This window comes from Trichormus variabilis 0441 (assembly GCF_009856605.1).
Lineage (GTDB): Bacteria > Cyanobacteriota > Cyanobacteriia > Cyanobacteriales > Nostocaceae > Trichormus > Trichormus variabilis.
The window spans coordinates 3829427-3849987 of the sequence record NZ_CP047242.1; the positions used below are offsets into that span (position 1 = coordinate 3829427).

Genomic DNA, 20561 nt, shown 5'->3' on the forward strand with positions numbered 1-20561 from the left:
TAAACCTCCACCTGGGTGTATTTCCTCACCAGGAAACACCCGAATTCCCAGATGTGCGGAATTTGGTTAGCCATACTAGGGTAACACACAGGTCAACCAACTATGTCAACCTATACGTTCGTTTTGGTAATTTGCTAGTAGGCGATCGCTTTCTACCACTGCACCATCTTTTAACCATGCGATCGGCTGTTCTGCCTCTACTTTATCTGGATTTACCCAGACAATGTTTTTTAGTTCATCAATTCTAGCCGATGCCTCACCAAAAAATTTTCTAGCGGTATTGTCATCTAATGACACGACAATTCTATCTGTAGCGTTTGCTGCTTCAATTAAGCATAAATCTTTTGTCATTTCTTCTATTCTTTTATTGCTGATACTGGCAGCTATACTTTCTACTTGTTTCCATAAATTATCATCTATTGATATATTTAAATAATGAACCTTTTTTTTAGAATACATTTGTATAAGCCATTTACGCGAGAAAGCGGATTTATGCCTGTTCCATTCATTTTTTATATCGTCTGTCATAACAATTTTATGACAGATATTTAAAACAGCTATCAAAAATTCTCGACAATGTACTGAAGTTGGATAAGTAGATTCTTCACCTCCAGCCGAACGTGCCACAGAAGCATCTATGACTAGACGCTTACTTATTTTATCCGCCATGTGTACCTTGAATTAATCGAGCTTCCGCAGCACTTAAATAACGGTTTTCTAATTGTAGAGATACGTCACCAAAATCTTCTGGCCAATCTCCAAAAGCACCTGTTTCATCTAAGTCAGCACTATTGATTTTTGTTATACCATCTTCTTGACGTGTAAACCAGTGTAATTTAACTAAATCTGGGGATAAATTGCCTTCAGCAACTAAAGATTGAGTTGCTAAAATTAATCTGTCGCTATGTGTTTCTACAACTATTTTTACACCTCGTTTTGCTGCGTTAGCTAAAATTTCTGCCATAGCAACTTGAGCGCGGGGATGTAAGTGTATTTCTGGTTGTTCAATATAAACTAATTGTCCTGGTTCTGCTACAAGTAAGGCGACTAAAACTGGTAAAGTCTGAGACACACCAAAGCCAACATCAGCAATACTGACCATATCCTTTTCATTGTCAGAATTTCTAGTAAGACGAGCAACTCTAAGCTCTACTTGTGTATCATCAAGTTGTTTAGCTTGTACTTTACTAGTTAGACCAAGAGACACAAGCGCATTATTCAATTCTTGAAGACGTTTATCTCTAGGTCTTTGCCAGCGATGAATAATACTAGCAACATAGTTATCAAATGTACCCGGAAAGGCATCACCTACAGCAGTAGTTTTATAGTTCCGTTCTGGATTCCCGCGTAATCCCGGTATATGTATAATTTTTCTTATTTGTCTGCCAAATAATTCTGTATGATCGGGAGTGATATAATTAAACAAAAAACTTTGAGAACTAAGCTTTTTTTGATTTATGAAATCATATAATTCAAACTCTAAAAAACAACGATTTCTGGAAATTATAAAAAAGAATTTTCCTTTTAAGTCTGTGTCTTGAATTGATTTATAAAAATCCAAATATTGCTTAGGTAGAATATTAACTACATCTGCTGGTAATGTATCAGTTGACAGTGAAACTTTACTATCATTTTTCTCAACTATCATTTCCTGTAAGTCAATCGGTTGTCTAGGGAACTTAGTAAAGATATTTTTAACAGATTGATTATGTTCTATCTCTATACCAATTACAAACCTCTGAATACGTTCTTTACCGGGTAGATGAGAGATTAATTGTTCTGCTGATGTAAACTTGACATTAGCTCCATTAAGTAACAAAGCCCCAGGGTCATAAGTTGCCTCTAGAGTTTGTTTCATCAACAATAAAGGTTGTATAATGCTTGACTTGCCCGAACTATTAGCACCTGCAAGAATTGTTAATGGACGTATTTCTATGCTGCATTCATCATAAAGTGACTTATAACCACTGACAGAAATTCTTGTTATTCCTTTAGCTGTTTCGTTTTCATTACCATTCTTAGAATGAGACGAACTCATAACTGCACTCTCTTAGGTTTATTTTGTTATTTTAATTATCCCTCTACTATTAGAAATATACTATTGACGCTGCGATCGCTTCAAAATCAACAACTATGGTATTAATATCAATGTTGGAAATATAGTTGTGGTGGGCAATGCCTACCCTACAGCTTTGTAACTTTGCGTCTGCCCTGCGGGAAAGCCTTGCAGCGAGTTCGTCTTTGCGTGAGGCAAATTAATTTTTTTATCAGCAACGCCAATATTTAAGACATCTTCTGCATCTGGGAATACGCTTGATAGACACCCTTAACGTTGTACCAGTTGAGGAAAATTCGCGCGATTTCCAAAGCTAACTGGGGTTTACCTGACTTAATTAACCACTGCAATAGGGGAGCCATTGTTTTTTCATTCAATGCCCCATTAAGTGAAAGAATCCCCCACAGTAAACGATGTAACCATGTCATTTGAATCATCATCCGCACTTCCCAGGTGGGATGCTTTTGGTAGAACAAAACACCCATACGTCCCCGTTGAATTTCTTTCTCGATTAAGTTGGGTACTTGTTCTAAATTAAATGGTGGATGCCAATGATAGCCTACAGCCGCAGGACATTTAATGAGTTGTAGTCCCAGGTTTTTGAGTCTGACACCTAACTCTAAATCTTCCCAACCGTAGAGTTGAAAGCCAGTATCAAAGAGTCCAGCTTGTTCTAGCCAATGCTTAGGGATGGCGACATTACCTGTAGCGAAAAAAGCGGCGGAAAAGTCGGTGATTTTATAAGGTTCAGCCGTGGGATTATCGAAATTACAAGTATTAATTACTGCACCGTATGTAAAAAAGCGATCGCTCCCCAATTTCTCTTGTCCTTGTAATAACGCATCTGCATGAGCTTGCAGGAAATTTTCCAGGACTACTAAATCACTATCTATAAATATAATGATGTCTCCTTGCGCCTGTTCTACGCCCAAGTTCCGTGCGGCCGCCGGGCCTGCATGATCTTGCTCGAACCAGCGCACATGGGGAAACTCTTCTTTGTGTGTTGTTAACCAGTCTAATGTGCCATCTGTCGAACCATCATCGACTAAAACGATTTCATATTCGTTAATTACAGTCGATGCGCTGAGTTGTTGCGCCTCTAGCGCGCGGAGGCATTTTTCTAAAATCGGCTGGCGATTGTAAGTCGGTATCACAACACTAATAAACACAGTCTCACCCACAACAGTACTACCCATCTCCAGGATAGGACAGTGTGGTACTTCCGACTGTTCCTTAACTGACTCTGGTTACGGAGATACTTGCCTCATGGATGCTGCTGAAGCTACTGAAATCTTATTTTAAATATGGGGATATATCTTCATTACTAAAGCAGTAATTTTCATAAAAAAATATATTTTTGCTCAAATAATCCCTATTAATAAATTCCCATTAATCAATATATAACCTGACGTTAACACTGGTTACTTAAATTCACTAAAAGCTTGGAAAATGTCGTAACTACAGGAATCTACGCTTGCCTCTCCTGTATTGACTACGGACTTTTGCCGTTAAAAATACACGATTAATCAAGCTGTTTCTGAGTGTTCTATGTAAATCTGTAGAGTTTTTATTTACTCAACCATTCTTGCTATCAAGCAATGAAATAAATAGCAACATTTGTGAACTTTAATTGGAGTACTCAGAATGAAAGGACGCTTTCACCCTAAAAATAATCAAACTATCAACCCATCTAGTAACGAGTCAATTCGTGATGTAATTGACCGTATGAGCATGAGTCGCCGTAAGTTTATCTTTACAGCTGCTAGTGCGTCAGTATTAACTGTTGTAGGTGAAGTTTCTATTGGTGGTTTTCTCCAAAGTGTTCAAGCCGCTCCAATTCCCAAGGGAACTGGATTTGCCGGTATTGGGTTCAAGAGCATTCCCCCGAATCTACTTAATCCTGCTACAGGAAAACTAGAAAAGGATCTTGTCAGTGTTCCCGAAGGTTACACAGCCAAAGTATTGGTTGCTTGGGGTGATCCAATCGCGCCTGGTGGCCCAACTTGGCTAGCAGATGCTTCCCAGGATGCGGCTGCCCAAGAAAAGCAGTTTGGTATGCACGCTGATGGTATGCACTACTTCCCAATATCCTATGGAAACCCTGTTGGTCGGACAGTCAGTTCACAAGCAAGATCATTAAGAAGCTTTTTAAATCAGCCAATCAACACTGGCTTGTTGTGCGTCAACCACGAATATACCCATGAAGAAATTCTGCATGGTTCCGAAGGTCTGACTCCAGTGACAATTCAGAAGGTGCGTAAGTCTCAGGCTGCTCATGGTGTTTCTGTTGTGGAGATAACCAAGAATGGTAATGACTGGACTTACAATCGCAATTCGCCTTATGGTCGCCGTGTTACTGCTAACACTCAGATGCGGGTTTCCGGGCCTGCTGCTGGTGATGTGTTGTTACAGTCGAAGAAGTTTAACATCACCCCAAATGGCTCGGTTGAGATTGGCACAAACGACGGTTACACCGCATACGGTACACTCAACAACTGCGCTAATGGCTACACACCTTGGGGTACTTATCTAACCTGTGAGGAAAATTGGAATGGTTACTTTGCTAACCCTACCTTGGCTGCCAACTCTACATCTGACGTGGAGTCAATTCCTGGGATAGATAAGTCTGATATCTTAGTCGGACAGAGACGTTACGGCATTCCTAGCCAGTCTAGCTATCGCTGGCCTGATGTTGATCCTCGCTTCAATGCCCAAACCAACCCATTAGAACCCCATTTGTTCGGCTGGGTGGTGGAAATTGATCCTTACGACCCTCAAAGCACACCAGTCAAGCGTACTGCCCTTGGTCGGTTCAAACATGAAAGCGCTCAAGTAGTTATTGATGACAATAACCGTGCTGCTTTCTATATGGGTGATGATGAACGTAACGAGTATATCTATAAGTTCGTTTGCGCCCAGCCTTATAACCCTGGAAATCGTGCTGCTAACCGCGATTTACTCGACAATGGTATTCTGTACGTAGCCAAGTTTAATGACAACGGTACTGGTCAGTGGATACCTTTGGTCTACGGTCAAAATGGTCTGACACCAGAGAATGGTTTTAGAAGTCAGGCTGAAGTATTGGTCAAGACACGTCAGGCAGCAGATCGAGTCGGCGCAACCATGATGGATAGACCAGAATGGACTGCTGTACGCCCTCGCATTGGTGGATATAAGGAAATTGAGGTCTACTGCACATTGACCAACAATAACCGTCGTGGCTCAACTCCACCTTCTTCCAACAATCCCAACGGTACAACAACGGCAGCTAGCGCACGTCCTCCTGTAGATGCCGCTAACCCTCGTCCTGACAACCTTTATGGCCATATTATTCGCTGGCGTGAAGATGGACAAAGGGTCACAGCTACCACCTTTAAATGGGATATTTTTATTGAAGCTGGTGACAAGACCAGACCTGAAGCAAATCTACAAGGCAACATTAAAGGCGACGACCTCGGCGCACCCGATGGTCTTTGGTTCGACGACTTCGGTCGCTTGTGGATTCAGACTGACCAAGCTGGTGACGGTCGCGGTGATTGGCAAAAAATTGGTGGAAACACTATGTCCTGTGCAGATCCCAATACTAAGCAAGTTAGGCGTTTCTTAACCAGCCCAACGGATTGTGAAGTGACTGGTATTACTAGCACACCTGATGGCAAAGCAATGTTCATCAATATCCAGCACCCAGGTGAAGGTGCGCCTCCTTCAAATCCCACCCAGACCAGTAACTGGCCTTATAGCCAAGGTTATGGGCCTTCTGGTCGCCCACGTTCATCAACTGTAGTGATTACCCGTAATGACGGTGGCGTGATTGGCGGTCTGTAATTTACATTTTTTTGATTAATTAACTATGTAGAGACGTTGTATTACAGCGCCTCTACATTTTTATATTTTGATAAAAAAGACAGGTACACACCTGCCCGGCTAGCAATATTCAGAAAAATGGTTTCTAGCTTGCTACTGTGGCTTTTTTCTTACGCTTCATAAATAATCCCACTGTACCAGCGATCGCTATACCACTAACTGCAAAGGGTTCTGGTACTTGACTGTAGCTGACAGTACCCGCTTCTGTGGCAAATACTGATCCGTCAATTTCATAAAATATATTTCCGCCTACATCGAGATTATTTTCATTGCCGATGAAAAACTTGTCTGCAACAAAATAACTGAGTCCCAAAAGTTTACCGTCGTTAAAGCTAACTATCGGGTATAAATCATAGAATTCATCATCTTCTTCTGTATAGGTATTACCTAAGTAGTTGAATTTAACTTCTAACCCATTCTCAACTCCCAATGTCTCCAGCCCTAAACCAGTTAAGAACGAGTCATCGTATTTAAGTGAACCGAAATACTGACCTGGATTGCTGCCAGATGTAGCATCAACGATGAAATTGTAATTAACTATTGCCGCTTGTGTTGGTTGAACACCAACAGCAGCAACAGAAATTGCCGCAATAGTTGCAATACCTAAACCTTTAGCTAATTTCATGAAAAAATGCTCCAAGCTTAAAAAGTGAAGAATAGTTACGCAATTACACTTAATAAGCCTTCAAATGATCACAAGAGGTTAAGGAATATCAAACCCAGGGTTAAATACAAATAGCATAACCGTGAAATTACGGTAATATGATAAAGTTCTGAGTACTGAGTTACGAGTAAGATATTCTTTTCCCTGTTTCTTAACTCTTATCCCTTCACTCAAAATAAAAACCCCACTGTTGAAGTGGGGAGTGATTCAATCAGGATTTTTGTCAGTACAAGTGTACTATATTATCCAGGAAATAACAAGCTTTACACAGGAAATACTGCATAGCTTTTAAATATGGGTAGTTTTTTTCTGGCGGTTTGACCACAAACCGACAAAAGTGGCGATCGCTGTCCCGAAAATAGTTAAGGGTTCTGGTACTTTAGAGTAACTGACTGTACCCACTTCATTAGCAGATAATAAATCAGCGCTCACAATACTGTAAAACTGATTACCCCCTGTATATGGATTATCTAAGTCACCACCAATAAAAAACTGGTCTTCAACTAAATAGCTAAGTCCTAAAAGTTTGCCATCTTGAAAGCTAACTAACGGTGCTACTCCGGTTGGATAATCAAAATCATCCATTTCTGTGTATTGAGTACCCAAGTAATCAAACACTACAGATAATAGTCCATTGCTAACATCCAGACTCTCTTCGCCAATACCATTTAAGTTCGAGTCATCAAAACTAAAAGACCCAACGTATACCCCTGGATTATCCCCAGCAGTAGCATTCACAGCGAAATTATAATTAACTATGGCAGCTTGTGTTGGTTTAGCTTCAATAGCAGCTAAAGAAATAGCGATCGCAAAAGTAGCAATGCCAAAATTTTTGCTTAACTTCATCAGAAACAACTCCAAAGCTAAAAAGTGAATATTGTGGCGGTTTCACTCACATAAATAAGCTTTGAACCAACGACAAGAGGTTAAAAACAATAGAATAAATGGTTAAGCAGCATGACCATAACTCACTAGTTGAATATTTGCACAAAGCTTGTTATGTCAGCGAATGATGATTGATCACCCTGGTTAATTACCCTATCAGTTGTTGCACAAAGAAAATATACACGGTGTAGTTAGATATAATAATGACTCATTATTTGTTTTCCTAACTGGAGAAAGCAATGGGTCGCGCCAAAAAGGTTGTTCTGGCATATTCTGGTGGAGTAGATACCTCCGTTTGCATTCCCTACCTAAAACAAGAGTGGGGAGTAGAAGAGGTAATTACCCTAGCAGCAGATTTAGGCCAGGGAGATGAATTAGAACCAATCCGAGAAAAAGCACTAAAATCGGGTGCAAGTGAATCCCTCGTAGCGGATGTCAAAGAAAGTTTTATTAAAGATTATGCTTTTCCCGCGATACAGGCCAACGCCCTCTATGAAAATCGCTATCCGCTAGGAACTGCCTTAGCCCGTCCGTTGATTGCGAAGATATTGGTCGAAGCAGCAGAAAAATACGGTGCTGATGCGATCGCACATGGTTGTACAGGTAAAGGTAATGATCAGGTGCGGTTTGATGTCTCTTGTACTGCTCTCAATCCTAAATTGAAGATCCTCGCCCCCGCACGGGAATGGGGTATGAGTCGGGAAGCAACCATCGCCTACGGTGAAAAGTTTGGCATTCCCTCACCTGTGAAAAAGTCTTCACCTTACAGCATTGATAAGAATTTACTTGGTCGCAGTATTGAAGCTGGTGCGCTGGAAGATCCCAAATTTGAGCCACCAGAAGAAATTTATGAGATGACAAAGGCGATCGCCGACACCCCAAATGAGCCAGAATACATTGAAATAGGATTTACTCAAGGTCTTCCCACGACTATCAACGGTACACCCAAAGACCCTGTAGCGCTCATCCAAGAACTAAATCAACTAGTTGGTAGTCACGGTGTCGGACGCATCGATATGATTGAAAACCGATTAGTGGGAATCAAATCACGAGAGATTTACGAATCTCCGGCAATGTTGGTGCTAATTCAAGCCCACAGAGACCTAGAAAGCCTGACATTAACCGCCGATGTTAGCCACTACAAACGAGGTATTGAAGAGACCTACAGCCAAATAGTTTACAACGGCTTGTGGTACAGTCCCCTGAAAGCCGCTTTAGATGCCTTTATTCAAAAGACTCAAGAACGGGTATCAGGAATTGTCAGAGTGAAACTATTCAAAGGTAACGCCACCATAGTCGGACGCTGGAGCGATAGTTCACTCTACACCCCCGACTTAGCAACTTACGGCGCTGAAGACCAATTTGACCACAAAGCCGCCGAAGGCTTCATTTACGTTTGGGGATTACCAACTCGTATCTGGGCGCAGCAGGATAGAGGTTAAAAACGAGGGATGAGGGAGTAGGGATAGGGAGTAAGATTCACATCTCTGAATCCCATTCCCCAATCACAAATACCCACTCCCTATTCCCCAGCCGCGCGTTTAACCTGGCGCGATTCCAACCATATAGGTACAAGAATCAATGCCGCAAGTATGGCTACAGCTAAAATTGCAAATTGACTGACCCAAGCTACCAACTGTTCAAGGGATATAACCTTACCTGCAAAAAAGGCTAATGTCACCATCAGGCTAGCCCAAGCAGTTGCTCCGGCTACGTTGTAAGCAAAGAATCTTCCAAAAGGCATTTCAGCTATACCAGCCAATGGTGCCGCAAAAATTCTTAATAACGCAAAAAAGCGGCCAAAAAATACAGCTTTAGCAGCATTTTGACTAAATTGTTCTTTGATATTTAAGAGTTTTTCTTCAGATATCCGAAAAATTTTCCCTATTTGCAGCAAGAAAGGCCAGCCGCCTAGTTTACCAATCCAGTAGCCGCAATTAGCGCCAATTACGGCTCCAGCAACGGCGACACCGAGAACCAGCCAGTAACTCAATTCATCACTGCCAGCCAAAAAGCCACCCACTAGAGTTACGGTTTCACCGGGGATGGGAAGACCCAAATTTTCTAGTAAAATTCCTAAGAAAATAGCCCAGTAACCGTACTGATGGGCAAACTCCTGAATGTTTTCTAGTGAAATCAGCTCAAGAGACATCCCGCACCGCCGTCTTTACAATTTTTTACCATATAGTTTATCTTGGCTCGTTTATGGCTGGGGTGTCAATCAAGCTGCTTTTGGAGATAAGATCAGATCAAATCTATTATATTTATTACTTATTCAGTATTGACAATCAAATAGTCAGCAGTTATTAGCACAAATGCACAATTACAGCGATAAATCAACTTTTTAATTATGAAAAATTTATAAAAACCACGGAAAAATATAAAAATTGTGTAAAAGATACGATTGATACCGAAATCCTTAGGCGTTTGTGCCTATATTGAGAAAAGTTAACACAAATTATACGGCATGAATACTGACGGATAACTGGTCAACTGCATGATTGCTACACTCTGCTTATGCGAGTAGAGCAAAACTCGCAGATAAGACTTAACCAGTATGAATGTCGTTTCTTGCTTTTGTTGAGCTTGCAATTTACTTAGTTAAATTTATGACACTCACTCAAGAACCACAAGTAGTTTTGTTTAAGCCCCAAGGCAGTATAGATTTGCAAGGTGGCTTGGCTTTGACTGAACAGATGACTCAGGCAGGGTCTCAACCGCATCAACTTTGGGTACTTGATTTAGCGGAGGTAGATTTTATGGATAGCTCCGGATTAGTTTCACTAGTAAAAGGACTTACTTCAGCGCGCCAACTTGGTTGTCGCTTGATACTATGCAACGTACAAACTCCAGTCCGATTGATTTTGGAACTGACTCAGCTAGACTCTGTATTTGAAATTTTTGATAGCTACGAGGAAATCTTAACACTCGTCAACGATAGTAGTTTTGCTTTAGTAAGCTAATCTATAAAAATACGATAGATGTATGGCAATGTCAATATTAAGTGGTAACATCCAGCTATTAGCCATATTTATCCGCCATTGCCTGTAATCGCACCTATCGCCGGAGAGCAAAACCTACGAGTAAACGTAATCTCACATCTTCCAATCACAGAAGTACCAGTACATACTTTGCCATCAGCAAAGCCGCACCGAATCAAACTGGAAAAAGCTTGTTTTTAATGTCAAGTGACAATTTCTAACCCATAACTTCTGGTCTTCTAATCTCTCATCAGTTATTTATTTGGAGTAGCTTTTCAAGGCGGATGCAGTGGGAAACAGTCAAAGTTAGTATTAAGCTTCTTTGCTACCCATACTGCACCGCGTATATGATTGTTAATTTTATGATAAACCCTACATATCAAGAAAGTTTTAACTGTCTATGATAGTGCCGAAAATATTAAAAAATTAGCTGATATATATTTAAATTTAGCGCGGAAAAACGTTTTCCCCCCACAAAATCACAGTCTACTTGATAGACCTTTAATGATAAGTATTTAGAAAAAGATAGGGGAGCAAAATCTACTCTTTAGTATTGAACTAAGTTAAATCACTACAAAATCACGCGTTCTGTACGCTAGGAATATTAGCTTGTCCCGATGTTGGACGTGGGAAGTTAGGTAAATCAATACCACTGTGGCTAGAGGTACGGGTTTTGAGTGCTAGACGATAACTCACACTTTGGAGTTCTGCTTGCAACTGACGGTTTTCTCTTTGTAGAACTGCGACTTTTTCTCTGACGGGAGCCATACGTTCTTCAAACTTACGACGGTAAATTTGCGGTAGTTCCTGCACTACTTGCTCCAACATCCGACTACGGTCTGTGAGTTCTTGTACAGACTGACGCAGTTGGTAAATTTCCGTGTCACGAGATGTAATCTGCTCTTGATAAAATGTTACTTGTTGTTCAACAGCTTGTAATTGCTCTCTTAACGCTTGTAACTGGCTTAAATCATACTCAGACTCTAAGCGTTGGGGCATAAAATTAGTATTGCCCTTGACTAGCCTAAATAGTTCTTGAGATAGCTGTTGTACTAGTTGATCTCGAAGCTGTAGTTCTTGACGCAGCTGCGATACTTCTGTCGATAGAGATTGGATGTTGGGTGTGTCAGTTTGGATCACGGTGGCTTACAGTTCCCATTGACGAATGTCGAACCTTATGTCTAACTGCAATAGTACTGCTTTTGACAAGTACTTGTTAATCTAGCATTCCCAACTAAATCAAAAAAAAGCCAAAAGGTAAAATTTTTTGTAAAAGGAATTAGGGACTGGGGATTGGGGGACTAAAGATTGCTGTTATTGTTTTCTTCGCTCCCTGCTCCACAGACTCTTACTGAGTATTGAGTTATGACAACCCAACACCCAGTATAGATTAGTTAGAGACTATATTAAGCGGTGACAGCAACTTTGTCTTCTTTTTCTTTTGTTACTTCTTGCTTAACTGTTAAGTAGCGAATTACTTCTTCGCTCAACCGCATAGCACGTTCTAAAATAGCGATCGCTTTTCCTGGTGCATTGTAGTTAAACTGCACGTAGAAACCATCACGCTGCTTCTTGATTTCATAGGCTAGACGGCGCTTACCCCGATTCTGCACTTCGATATCAGTTGCGCCTTGTTCTTGCAGCAGGTTTTGATATTTGGCGATCGCTAGTTCCACCTGTTCATCTGTCAGGTCAGGACGTAGGATGTATAAGGTTTCGTAAACTGTGGACATTGTTACTAAGTCTCCTTTTGGACAAGCTGGCTGCTCGTACTAATTTATACAATAGTTTGATAATAACTACTTGCATCAATCAACATCTGAGCAACAAGGAACTATAATCTTACCAGTTTTCAATTTGAATCATCATCTCAATCCGCCGAAATATCAAGGATATTCATCAAAGTTATGGCGCAGCGCTACGTGCGAGTTCAAAATCGGGAAGGTAAGATTTACTATGGGTTGCTACAACTGTCTTTCAATGTGCAGGTTCTAGATGCTCCACCGTGGCTGCATGGACAACCCACAGACCTAATTTTAGAACCAGATCATTATCAAATTTTGGCTCCCTGCGCTCCTTCTAAAATTGTCGCAGTGGGCAAAAATTATGCAGATCATGCAGCCGAAATGGGAACGTCAGTTCCAAGTGAACCACTAATTTTCCTGAAGCCACCAACAACGATTATTGCCTCGGAGACAGAGATTAAATATCCTCTCCAGTCGCAACGAGTGGATTATGAAGGAGAATTAGCCTTGATCATTGGCGATCGCACTTGTAACTGTACACCAGAGGAAGCCCAAACTAAAATTTGGGGTTATACCATTGCCAATGATGTGACAGCGCGGGATTTACAGCGAAAAGATGGGCAATGGACAAGAGCTAAAGGTTTTGATACTTTCTGCCCATTGGGACCTTGGATTGTCCGCGAATTGAGTCCAGGGGCAAGATTACAGACCTTTCTCAATGATGATGCTAATCCCGTACAATCGGCGGGAATTGATCAAATGGTATTTGCCCCTGATTTTTTGGTGTCATATATCAGTCAGGTGATGACATTGCTTCCCGGAGATGTGATTTTAACGGGTACGCCAGAGGGTGTAGGAGCTTTGCAACAAGGCGATCGCATCCGTGTAGAAATTGAAGGTATCGGTCGCCTAGAAAACACCGTAGCAGCCCATTAACTCTAGCGTACCTGCATATAAACAGCATCAGAAATGGCGGGAATTTCTGCGTAACGTCCCAACAAAGAGTTAGCCACACAATAGACCACAGCAGCAATGATGCCGATGAAAATAGTTGTGTATAAGGTTTGTATGGCAAAGCCACCAGTAGGAATTAATCCAACTACATCTGTGAGGATGCTAAACAAAAATATAATGATGTCTAACAATATGGCCTGCATGGTGTTGAAACGAATAAAATGATTAATTTTTTCGTTCCTCACTACCAATAACCATAAGGCAAAGAAAATGATGATTCCGGCATAGCGAACGCCGTAATAAATTCTCAATAGTGGAATGAGGGGCAGAAACAGCAGTTGCAAAACTGGAAACTGTCTCAACAAAAACTCACCAAAGACAAATACTTCAATTAGAGGAAGCAGGTAAGGTAAACAAGCAAATATTCTATCTTTAATCGTTGTAGACCCGCGCCATGTCATCGTGCGTTCTCCTGTGGCTAAATTTTATGAGCTACTTGAGCTTAGGATAACGCAGTTACTCAGCATTACTAGCAATTATGATTATTCTATATGGGCAACACGAAAACCCATGAGACATTCGTACTGCTCTGGTTGCTCTTGGGCTAGTTGACTAATAGCTTGACCACAGGTGAGCTTACCACCGCGCCATCGAGGTTGACCACTGCCGTTAGCGAGTAAACAAGATGGACAAACTCTCTCAGGGGCGAGGATTTGATCTTCCATTAAAATGACTAGCATCTCATCTCCTCCTGTAACTCCTCAAATGGATCAAAGTTAGGGTTGAGTAGTGATTAGTGAATAAATGTATCCGATCCATACTTTTTTTTGCAGCAGGTAACTTGGCAGACTCTTAGTTCAGCACCATTTTTGGGGAAAATTTTATTCATAAAAAATTGCCAAGTGAGTCTGAATTTATTGTATGTTGTATATCTCAGAGATTAACTCTTTGGGTGAACACTCATATATAAATTATTATTCCTTTTGACAAAGAAGCTGAATCAAGCTAGTAGTATTCGTCCCACTGATGTATTGAATGATGGAGAGTATTTATAATTCATATTTCCGGAAAGAGGCAAATGATGGTTATCCCATTAACCAATCTGGGAGCTAATAATAAATAAATCAGCATAAATAAAAGTCAATGGTACAGATGCGTTCATCGGATATGTACAGTAGCCAAAATAGATAGAAATCTTGATTGGTGGCTCTAAGTTATGTGCTGCGCTCAAACAAAATCAACTGTTGTACAAATTTCCATTAGGTATAGTTAAAGTGACTAGAACAAATTCAGATTTTCTCACTAATTCTGATCCAGCGATCGCCGGATTGATTAATCAAGAACTCCAACGTCAACGGGACCACTTGGAGTTAATCGCCAGTGAAAACTTTACCTCGGCGGCTGTCTTGGCGGCTCAGGGTTCGGTACTGACAAATAAATACGCTGAGGGGCTGCCAGGTAAGCGCTACTACGGTGGTTGTGAGTTTATCGATAAAATCGAGCAAATAGCCATTGACCGCGCTAAACAGCTATTTGGTGCCGCTCATGCCAACGTCCAACCCCATTCCGGCGCACAAGCCAATTTTGCTGTTTTCCTGACTTTACTCGCACCAGGAGACAAAATCATGGGGATGGATTTGTCTCATGGTGGACACCTCACCCACGGTTCCCCGGTAAACGTTTCCGGTAAGTGGTTCCAAGTTTGCCACTACGGTGTCAGTCAACAAACAGAACAACTAGACTATGACCAAATTCGTGAGCTGGCGCTGAGGGAGCGTCCTAAGCTTTTGATTTGTGGTTATTCTGCTTATCCCCGAATTATTGACTTTGAAAAGTTCCGCAGCATCGCCGATGAAGTTGGCGCGTATTTGCTGGCGGATATTGCCCACATTGCCGGTTTAGTCGCAAGTGGACTGCACCCCGACCCCATACCTTACTGTCACGTCGTCACAACTACCACCCATAAAACCCTCCGTGGCCCCAGAGGTGGTTTAATTTTGACCGGTGACGCAGAACTCGGTAAAAAATTGGATAAATCCGTTTTTCCTGGAAGCCAAGGGGGACCGTTAGAACACGTAATTGCTGGGAAAGCAGTTGCTTTTGGTGAAGCCTTAAAGCCAGAATTTCAAGGCTATTCAGCCCAAGTAATTGAGAATGCTCGTGCTTTGGCAAATCAACTCCAGAATCGTGGATTAAAGCTTGTATCCGATGGTACGGATAACCACCTAATGCTCGTAGATTTACGGTCTGTGAACATGACAGGTAAACGAGCAGACCAGTTAGTGAGTGAAGTAAATATCACCGCTAATAAAAATACGGTTCCCTTCGATCCCCAATCACCATTTGTTACCAGTGGTTTGCGCTTGGGTTCCCCAGCTATGACTACACGAGGAATGGGAGAGGCAGAATTTACCGAAATTGGTAATATTATCGCCGATCGCCTACTCAACCCAGATTCAGACACAGTCGCCCAAGATTGTAAACGCCGGGTAGCCGCATTGTGCGATCGCTTCCCCTTATATCCACACTTGGAAATTCCTGTACCAGTCTTAGCTTAGGGATTGAAGAGGGATGAGGGAAAAATTCTTCTCTCATTCCTCACCCCTCAAGAGTTTTTGAATTTTGTTGGCGTAGCCTACTCTTCTCCTTCGGAGACGCTAACGCGTAGCTTGCTTCCCCATAGGGGTACGAGAACGCTACGCGAACCCGTAGGGTATTTTGAATTTTGAATTGAGTTCCCCAGCCCCCATTCCCAAATTCCTGACTGATCAGGGTCTGAAATATAGTAAAAATAAGTAGGAAACCTCCCTCATCACATTTTTGTTTCATAAACTACTCATTAAAAATACAGATGCCTGCTCAGATTTATCATCTGATTGCCTTCTTGGTAGCGGCAGTAGTCGTTCTCTGGACTACGCCCGATGTCAGAAAAATTGGTATAAAAAGTGGACGTGTTGACCGCCCTGGCGATCGCAAAATCCATGACCGTCCGATGGTGCGTCTGGGAGGAGTTTCTATCTTCGCAGGTACAATAATCTCCTTAATGGTCGTTTGGTGGCTAGGTGGGTTTAACAATCTCTCACCAGAAAAAGAATGGCAAATTTGGGGTGTTATCTTAGGTGGTTTAGGCTTTTTTCTCATCGGTCTAGCCGACGATTTATTAACCCTATCTCCCTTGGGGCGCTTGTTAATACAAATGATTGTTGCGGCTGGTGCATGGAAAGCCGGTGTCAGCATAGATTTCATCAGCATCCCCACAATGGGAATTGTTGACCTGAATTTCCTCAGTTTGCCCATCACCGTTATATGGTTGGTAGGCATGGTAAATGCCATCAACTGGATTGATGGTCTAGATGGGTTAGCAGCTGGAGTATCGGGAATTGCGGCTGTGGTTATGTTGCTTGTGTCTTTGTTTATGCACCAACCAGCAGCAGCTTTAATTGCAGCCGCCTTAGCTGGCGCAGCCTTGGGATTTCTCCGTTACAATTTCAACCCCGCGCAAATCTTTATGGGTGATGGTGGTTCCTATTTTATGGGCTTCACCTTGGCGGCTGTGGGTGTGATTGGTTTGGTAAAAATTCCGGCTTTTACAGCTGTTATTTTGCCTTATTTAATTCTGGCAGTTCCCATTGTGGATATGTCAGCCGTGATTCTGTCTCGCATCCGCCGAGGGAAATTGCCTTGGGTTGCAGATAAACGCCACCTCCACCACCGATTACTACAAGCTGGTTTATCTCATCGCTGGACGGTTTTGTTTATTTATTCCTTAACTCTGTGGGTGGGGAGTTTAGCGTTAGTTGTGGCTGGTGTACCTAGCAGTATTGCTTACGCTTGTGGTTCAACATCCCTGTTAAGTTACGTTATTTGGCGAGCTTGGAGGGTTTCTCAGCAAAAGTGAAAAGGTAAAAGCAATAAAGTAGTATTAGCATCTTTTGCCTTTTTCCTTAAATTACATGAGTGCAGAAATTATTTGTGTTGGTACTGAACTGCTTTTAGGTGACATCCTCAACGGAAATGCTCAATATTTAGCACAGCAACTAGCCCAGTTAGGTATCCCCCATTACCATCAAACGGTAGTTGGGGATAATCCAGACCGAATTAAGCAAGTTATAGAAATTGCTATTTCCAGGGCTAATATTCTGATTTTTACAGGTGGTCTAGGCCCTACACCAGATGACCTGACTTGTGAAACCATCGCTGATTTTTTCGGTTCGCCTTTGGTAGAAAGTCCCGAAATTATCGAAGATATTACGCAGAAATTTGCTCAACGCGGTCGAGTGATGACACCAAGTAACCGCAAACAAGCTTTGATTCCTCAAGGCGCAGACATATTACCGAATCCCACTGGGACAGCTCCTGGTATCATCTGGGAACCTCGTCCTGATATGACAATTTTTACCTTTCCTGGTGTGCCTAGTGAAATGCACCGGATGTGGCAAGAAACAGCAGTACCATTTCTCAAAAATCAAGGCTGGGGTCAAGAGATTATTTATAGTCGCAGTCTCAAGTTTTGGGGAATTGGTGAATCTGCATTAGCAGAAAAGGTGACAGCTTATTTAAACTTACCTAACCCTACGGTAGCTCCCTACGCCGGGAAGGGAGAAGTCAGGCTACGTGTTTCGGCAAAAGCCCCTTCAGAAGTAGCCGCAGAGGCTTTGATTGCACCAGTGGAGAAGCAAATTAAAGACATTGCTGGCTTAGATTTTTATGGTGTCAATCATGATAGTTTAGCTTCCGTTGTCGGTGAGTTATTGCGGAGTTCAGGGGAAACCTTATCGGTAGCAGAATCCTGTACTGGTGGTTTGTTGGGGCAAATGTTGACGGAGATTTCCGGTAGTTCTGATTACTTTTGGGGTGGGGTAATTTCTTACGACAACTCGGTGAAGGCTGGGTTGTTAGGAGTGAACCCAGAAGATTTAGACAAATTAGGCGCAGTCAGCGATACTGTAGCCGAACAAATGGCTATAGGTGTAAAAACCCGTTTATCAACAACTTGGGCATTGAGTATTACGGGGATTGCTGGCCCAAACGGAGGGACAGAAACTAAGCCTGTGGGTTTGGTTTATATCGGGTTAGCTGGGCCAGGGGATGAAGTGACAAGCTTTAAATATAATTTTGGTACAATGCGCGATCGCTCTTTTATTCGTCATTTAAGTGCTTGTACAGCCCTGGATTTGCTACGGCGGCGCTTGTTGACAAGGTGATATACTCCCACACTTGGTGCAAACTGTAAGTGTGGGAGTATATCACCGAATCCGGGTATCTCGTCAGACAACAACTTTACCTAACATAATTCTCACCAAAAAAATGATCGCAGCCAAAGACAAAGCCCCCCAGCTAACCCCACAAGAATACTTTATTTGGGAAGAACAGCAGCTAGAAAAACACGAGTATATCAACGGCGAAGTTTACGCCATGACTGGCGGTAGCGTCAATCACGGGCGTATCGCCATCCGCTTCACCGCCATGTTCGACAGCCACTTACAAAATACAGGTTGCATCACTGGAAATTCTGATATCAAAGTCAATATCTTTGGCAGTAATAACTATACCTACCCAGATGCCAGCGTTACCTGCGACGTTCGCGATCAAACCACAACTCAATATATTACCTACCCTTGCTTAATCGTCGAAGTCCTCTCAAAAACTACCGAAGCCTACGACAGAGGCGGCAAATTCCGAATGTACCGCCAAAACCCAGCTTTGATCGATTACCTACTAGTCAGTTCTACTAGCGTCGAAATCGACCTGTATCACAAAAACGATGCAGGCGATTGGTTGATTATCAACTACAAACCAGGCGACACTATCGAACTCAAAAGCATTAACCTCAATTTCCCCATTGAAAAAGTCTATCGCGGTTTAACCCTCGAACCAGAAAATGGGGGATAGTATCGAATTATTACCTACGACCCAAATGGCAATTAATGATTGCTAACTTTGGCACTATCCAAACTCAAAAAAAGCTTTCAAAACCCATAAGATTGCCGTAGCGGTAAAGTTATGGGTAAAGTCATAGTAACTTGCTCTTATGGGGGTGGAGGGACTTGAACCCACACGACCGTTTAAGGTCAACGGATTTTCATTCTCTTGCAGCTTTCGCTACTGCCTATTGGCTTTGAGAATTGGACTCTCTCTTTACCCTCGTCTTGACGTTAGGGTAGCTCCCGTCGAGTCTCTGCACCTTCCGATTAGTTGTAAGTCATCTATTGTTAACTTACTAATTACTACTTCGGCTTGGCTCAGGATTGCCTTGTCTATAACTAGATTTAGGTTTCCCTGAGTTTGAGAGCATCCACTTAAAGAATTTCTTCTTTAAGGCTCAATTATTTAAGTCCGTAGCGTCTACCATTCCGCCACACCCCCCCGTTGTCTTGGGAGCTTGCTATATTTTGGAGGCAGCAAATACCCCCTCATATATTCCACCATTAAATGCGTATTTTGTCCAACTGGATTGAAAAATTTTTATCTCCCTTGAGAAATCTGCTGTTGCTAGCTGAGAGTTGCTTATGCTTCCTCGCAATTAACTAGACTTAGCATCTTCAATCTTTGCCTGACAAGAAAACTGCTTCTTTACTGGCTTTGCCATTGTAGCATTATCTTATAATTTTGATCAGCAAGAATCAGGAATTTTTGCTGGACTCATTTAAAAGCCCAATAGTTATGGTGTCTCCAGGCTTTCAGTTCAGCCTATGATGGAAAATAGATGCACCAATTGATCTGATCCACTCAAAGACAAGGATTTATGATTGTACCCCTGCTATATCTGGCTTTAGCCGGAGCTTACTTATTAGTTGTCCCTGTTGCTTTAATGTTTTACTTAAAGCAGCGCTGGTATGTGGTTAGCTCTGTTGAGCGCACCTTTATGTATTTTCTAGTGTTCTTGTTCTTTCCGGGGCTATTGGTTTTATCCCCATTCGTAAACCTGCGCCCCCGTCCACGCAAAATCGAAGTTTAATCAAGATTGGTAGGTCATAAATCTCATGCGACGTATTGACGCTATTGGAATTGGCATCGGCATTTTCATTGTCGGTGGTTTGGCATATCTAGGATTCCAGCTATTCGGTTTAGATGGTCAACAAGCTGGTATTTGGAGCCAAGTTTTACTAGTCATTGGTTTGATTGGCTGGTTAGCCACCTATGTCTTGCGTGCGGTGGGAAAAAATTTGACCTACCATCAACAACGGGAAGATTATGAACAAGCTTTCTTCCAAAAACGGCTAGACGAATTAACTCCTGAAGAATTAGCCAAGATTCAAGCTGAGATTGAACAAGAGAAACAAGCTCAGATTAATTCGTGATAGCCTGCGGCTAGGTCAACACCAAAATAATTCGTAATTGAAAATTTCTCAGAAGGTGTTGTCGGGGCGGAAGTCTTACGGTGGTCAGTTGTTTGTTACTATTGACTACTG

20 protein-coding genes are annotated in these 20561 nt (G+C 42.0%); 10 read left to right on the forward strand and 10 right to left on the reverse strand.

Going from position 1 to position 20561, the window contains the following annotated elements:
- Positions 1-105: 105 nt before the first annotated feature.
- The 3 genes from GSQ19_RS15625 to GSQ19_RS15635 form a co-directional block, all read right to left on the reverse strand.
- A complete protein-coding gene (locus tag GSQ19_RS15625) occupies positions 106-669 on the reverse strand; it encodes a hypothetical protein (RefSeq protein ID WP_011318854.1) in 564 nt (187 codons plus the stop codon).
- Positions 659-2038 carry an AAA family ATPase gene (locus GSQ19_RS15630; RefSeq protein ID WP_011318855.1) on the reverse strand — a complete coding sequence of 460 codons (1380 nt, stop codon included), beginning with the start codon at positions 2036-2038 and terminating at the stop codon, positions 659-661. The genes GSQ19_RS15625 and GSQ19_RS15630 overlap by 11 nt, the downstream gene beginning before the upstream one ends.
- A 245-nt stretch (positions 2039-2283) precedes the next feature.
- Positions 2284-3252: a glycosyltransferase family 2 protein gene (locus GSQ19_RS15635; protein ID WP_011318856.1), complete on the reverse strand. Its 969-nt coding sequence runs from the start codon at positions 3250-3252 to the stop codon at positions 2284-2286.
- 448 nt (positions 3253-3700) lie between these two features.
- Here GSQ19_RS15635 and GSQ19_RS15640 point away from each other — a divergent pair, with 448 nt between their 5' ends.
- The gene (locus GSQ19_RS15640) at positions 3701-5881 is read left to right on the forward strand and encodes a PhoX family protein (RefSeq protein ID WP_011318857.1); all 2181 of its coding nucleotides are present in this window, start codon (positions 3701-3703) and stop codon (positions 5879-5881) included.
- Between the two features lie 124 nt (positions 5882-6005).
- Here GSQ19_RS15640 and GSQ19_RS15645 read toward each other — a convergent pair whose 3' ends face one another.
- The gene (locus GSQ19_RS15645; RefSeq protein WP_011318858.1) at positions 6006-6545 is read right to left on the reverse strand and encodes a PEP-CTERM sorting domain-containing protein; all 540 of its coding nucleotides are present in this window, start codon (positions 6543-6545) and stop codon (positions 6006-6008) included.
- Between the two features lie 327 nt (positions 6546-6872).
- A complete protein-coding gene (locus GSQ19_RS15650; protein ID WP_011318859.1) occupies positions 6873-7430 on the reverse strand; it encodes a PEP-CTERM sorting domain-containing protein in 558 nt (185 codons plus the stop codon).
- Positions 7431-7708: 278 nt separating this feature from the next.
- Between GSQ19_RS15650 and GSQ19_RS15655 the strand changes: the two genes are divergently transcribed.
- Positions 7709-8911 carry an argininosuccinate synthase gene (locus GSQ19_RS15655; protein WP_011318860.1) on the forward strand — a complete coding sequence of 401 codons (1203 nt, stop codon included), beginning with the start codon at positions 7709-7711 and terminating at the stop codon, positions 8909-8911.
- An 80-nt stretch (positions 8912-8991) separates the two neighbouring features.
- On the opposite strand, the gene GSQ19_RS15660 is transcribed toward GSQ19_RS15655, so the two are convergent.
- Complete coding sequence (locus tag GSQ19_RS15660) at positions 8992-9621, reverse strand: DedA family protein (protein WP_011318861.1); 630 nt, start codon at positions 9619-9621, stop codon at positions 8992-8994.
- A gap of 457 nt (positions 9622-10078) precedes the next feature.
- On the opposite strand from GSQ19_RS15660, the gene GSQ19_RS15665 reads away from it, so the two are divergent.
- On the forward strand, positions 10079-10432 hold the full coding sequence (locus GSQ19_RS15665; protein WP_185478758.1) for an STAS domain-containing protein: 354 nt from the start codon (positions 10079-10081) through the stop codon (positions 10430-10432).
- Positions 10433-11029: 597 nt separating this feature from the next.
- Here the strand turns inward: GSQ19_RS15665 and GSQ19_RS15670 are convergent.
- Both GSQ19_RS15670 and rpsF read right to left on the reverse strand, forming a co-directional pair.
- Complete coding sequence (locus GSQ19_RS15670; protein WP_011318863.1) at positions 11030-11590, reverse strand: Npun_F5560 family protein; 561 nt, start codon at positions 11588-11590, stop codon at positions 11030-11032.
- Between the two features lie 266 nt (positions 11591-11856).
- Positions 11857-12183: a 30S ribosomal protein S6 gene (gene rpsF / locus GSQ19_RS15675; RefSeq protein ID WP_011318864.1), complete on the reverse strand. Its 327-nt coding sequence runs from the start codon at positions 12181-12183 to the stop codon at positions 11857-11859.
- A 174-nt stretch (positions 12184-12357) separates the two neighbouring features.
- Here rpsF and GSQ19_RS15680 point away from each other — a divergent pair, with 174 nt between their 5' ends.
- On the forward strand, positions 12358-13131 hold the full coding sequence (locus GSQ19_RS15680; protein WP_011318865.1) for a fumarylacetoacetate hydrolase family protein: 774 nt from the start codon (positions 12358-12360) through the stop codon (positions 13129-13131).
- A gap of 2 nt (positions 13132-13133) precedes the next feature.
- Here the strand turns inward: GSQ19_RS15680 and GSQ19_RS15685 are convergent, their stop codons facing one another.
- Both GSQ19_RS15685 and GSQ19_RS15690 read right to left on the reverse strand, forming a co-directional pair.
- Complete coding sequence (locus tag GSQ19_RS15685) at positions 13134-13610, reverse strand: Tic20 family protein (RefSeq protein WP_011318866.1); 477 nt, start codon at positions 13608-13610, stop codon at positions 13134-13136.
- Between the two features lie 81 nt (positions 13611-13691).
- Positions 13692-13889, reverse strand: coding sequence for a hypothetical protein (locus tag GSQ19_RS15690; protein ID WP_010998935.1), 198 nt, complete (start codon positions 13887-13889; stop codon positions 13692-13694).
- Between the two features lie 534 nt (positions 13890-14423).
- Here GSQ19_RS15690 and glyA point away from each other — a divergent pair.
- From glyA to GSQ19_RS15720, 6 genes are all read left to right on the forward strand, one after another.
- Positions 14424-15707, forward strand: coding sequence for a serine hydroxymethyltransferase (gene glyA / locus GSQ19_RS15695; RefSeq protein WP_011318867.1), 1284 nt, complete (start codon positions 14424-14426; stop codon positions 15705-15707).
- A gap of 293 nt (positions 15708-16000) precedes the next feature.
- Complete coding sequence (locus GSQ19_RS15700) at positions 16001-17047, forward strand: glycosyltransferase family 4 protein (RefSeq protein ID WP_011318868.1); 1047 nt, start codon at positions 16001-16003, stop codon at positions 17045-17047.
- Positions 17048-17102: 55 nt separating this feature from the next.
- On the forward strand, positions 17103-18353 hold the full coding sequence (locus GSQ19_RS15705) for a competence/damage-inducible protein A (protein WP_011318869.1): 1251 nt from the start codon (positions 17103-17105) through the stop codon (positions 18351-18353).
- 103 nt (positions 18354-18456) lie between these two features.
- The gene (locus GSQ19_RS15710) at positions 18457-19041 is read left to right on the forward strand and encodes a Uma2 family endonuclease (protein WP_041456734.1); all 585 of its coding nucleotides are present in this window, start codon (positions 18457-18459) and stop codon (positions 19039-19041) included.
- Between the two features lie 853 nt (positions 19042-19894).
- The gene (gene ndhL / locus GSQ19_RS15715; RefSeq protein ID WP_011318871.1) at positions 19895-20107 is read left to right on the forward strand and encodes an NAD(P)H-quinone oxidoreductase subunit L; all 213 of its coding nucleotides are present in this window, start codon (positions 19895-19897) and stop codon (positions 20105-20107) included.
- 25 nt (positions 20108-20132) lie between these two features.
- A complete protein-coding gene (locus GSQ19_RS15720) occupies positions 20133-20450 on the forward strand; it encodes a DUF3007 family protein (protein ID WP_011318872.1) in 318 nt (105 codons plus the stop codon).
- Positions 20451-20561: the final 111 nt, after the last annotated feature.

What these genes read in the sequence shown, in the direction of transcription:
- GSQ19_RS15650 (WP_011318859.1), bottom strand. Translation starts at nt 7,430, where the DNA reads ATGAAGTTAAGCAAAAATTTTGGCATTGCTACTTTTGCGATCGCTATT.
- GSQ19_RS15710 (WP_041456734.1), top strand. Translation starts at nt 18,457, where the DNA reads ATGATCGCAGCCAAAGACAAAGCCCCCCAGCTAACCCCACAAGAATAC.
- GSQ19_RS15700 (WP_011318868.1), top strand. Translation starts at nt 16,001, where the DNA reads ATGCCTGCTCAGATTTATCATCTGATTGCCTTCTTGGTAGCGGCAGTA.
- GSQ19_RS15705 (WP_011318869.1), top strand. Translation starts at nt 17,103, where the DNA reads ATGAGTGCAGAAATTATTTGTGTTGGTACTGAACTGCTTTTAGGTGAC.
- GSQ19_RS15630 (WP_011318855.1), bottom strand. Translation starts at nt 2,038, where the DNA reads ATGAGTTCGTCTCATTCTAAGAATGGTAATGAAAACGAAACAGCTAAA.
- GSQ19_RS15680 (WP_011318865.1), top strand. Translation starts at nt 12,358, where the DNA reads ATGGCGCAGCGCTACGTGCGAGTTCAAAATCGGGAAGGTAAGATTTAC.
- GSQ19_RS15635 (WP_011318856.1), bottom strand. Translation starts at nt 3,252, where the DNA reads ATGGGTAGTACTGTTGTGGGTGAGACTGTGTTTATTAGTGTTGTGATA.
- GSQ19_RS15685 (WP_011318866.1), bottom strand. Translation starts at nt 13,610, where the DNA reads ATGACATGGCGCGGGTCTACAACGATTAAAGATAGAATATTTGCTTGT.
- GSQ19_RS15640 (WP_011318857.1), top strand. Translation starts at nt 3,701, where the DNA reads ATGAAAGGACGCTTTCACCCTAAAAATAATCAAACTATCAACCCATCT.
- GSQ19_RS15645 (WP_011318858.1), bottom strand. Translation starts at nt 6,545, where the DNA reads ATGAAATTAGCTAAAGGTTTAGGTATTGCAACTATTGCGGCAATTTCT.
- GSQ19_RS15660 (WP_011318861.1), bottom strand. Translation starts at nt 9,621, where the DNA reads ATGTCTCTTGAGCTGATTTCACTAGAAAACATTCAGGAGTTTGCCCAT.
- GSQ19_RS15665 (WP_185478758.1), top strand. Translation starts at nt 10,079, where the DNA reads ATGACACTCACTCAAGAACCACAAGTAGTTTTGTTTAAGCCCCAAGGC.
- GSQ19_RS15690 (WP_010998935.1), bottom strand. Translation starts at nt 13,889, where the DNA reads ATGCTAGTCATTTTAATGGAAGATCAAATCCTCGCCCCTGAGAGAGTT.
- GSQ19_RS15625 (WP_011318854.1), bottom strand. Translation starts at nt 669, where the DNA reads ATGGCGGATAAAATAAGTAAGCGTCTAGTCATAGATGCTTCTGTGGCA.
- GSQ19_RS15655 (WP_011318860.1), top strand. Translation starts at nt 7,709, where the DNA reads ATGGGTCGCGCCAAAAAGGTTGTTCTGGCATATTCTGGTGGAGTAGAT.
- rpsF (WP_011318864.1), bottom strand. Translation starts at nt 12,183, where the DNA reads ATGTCCACAGTTTACGAAACCTTATACATCCTACGTCCTGACCTGACA.
- GSQ19_RS15720 (WP_011318872.1), top strand. Translation starts at nt 20,133, where the DNA reads ATGCGACGTATTGACGCTATTGGAATTGGCATCGGCATTTTCATTGTC.
- ndhL (WP_011318871.1), top strand. Translation starts at nt 19,895, where the DNA reads ATGATTGTACCCCTGCTATATCTGGCTTTAGCCGGAGCTTACTTATTA.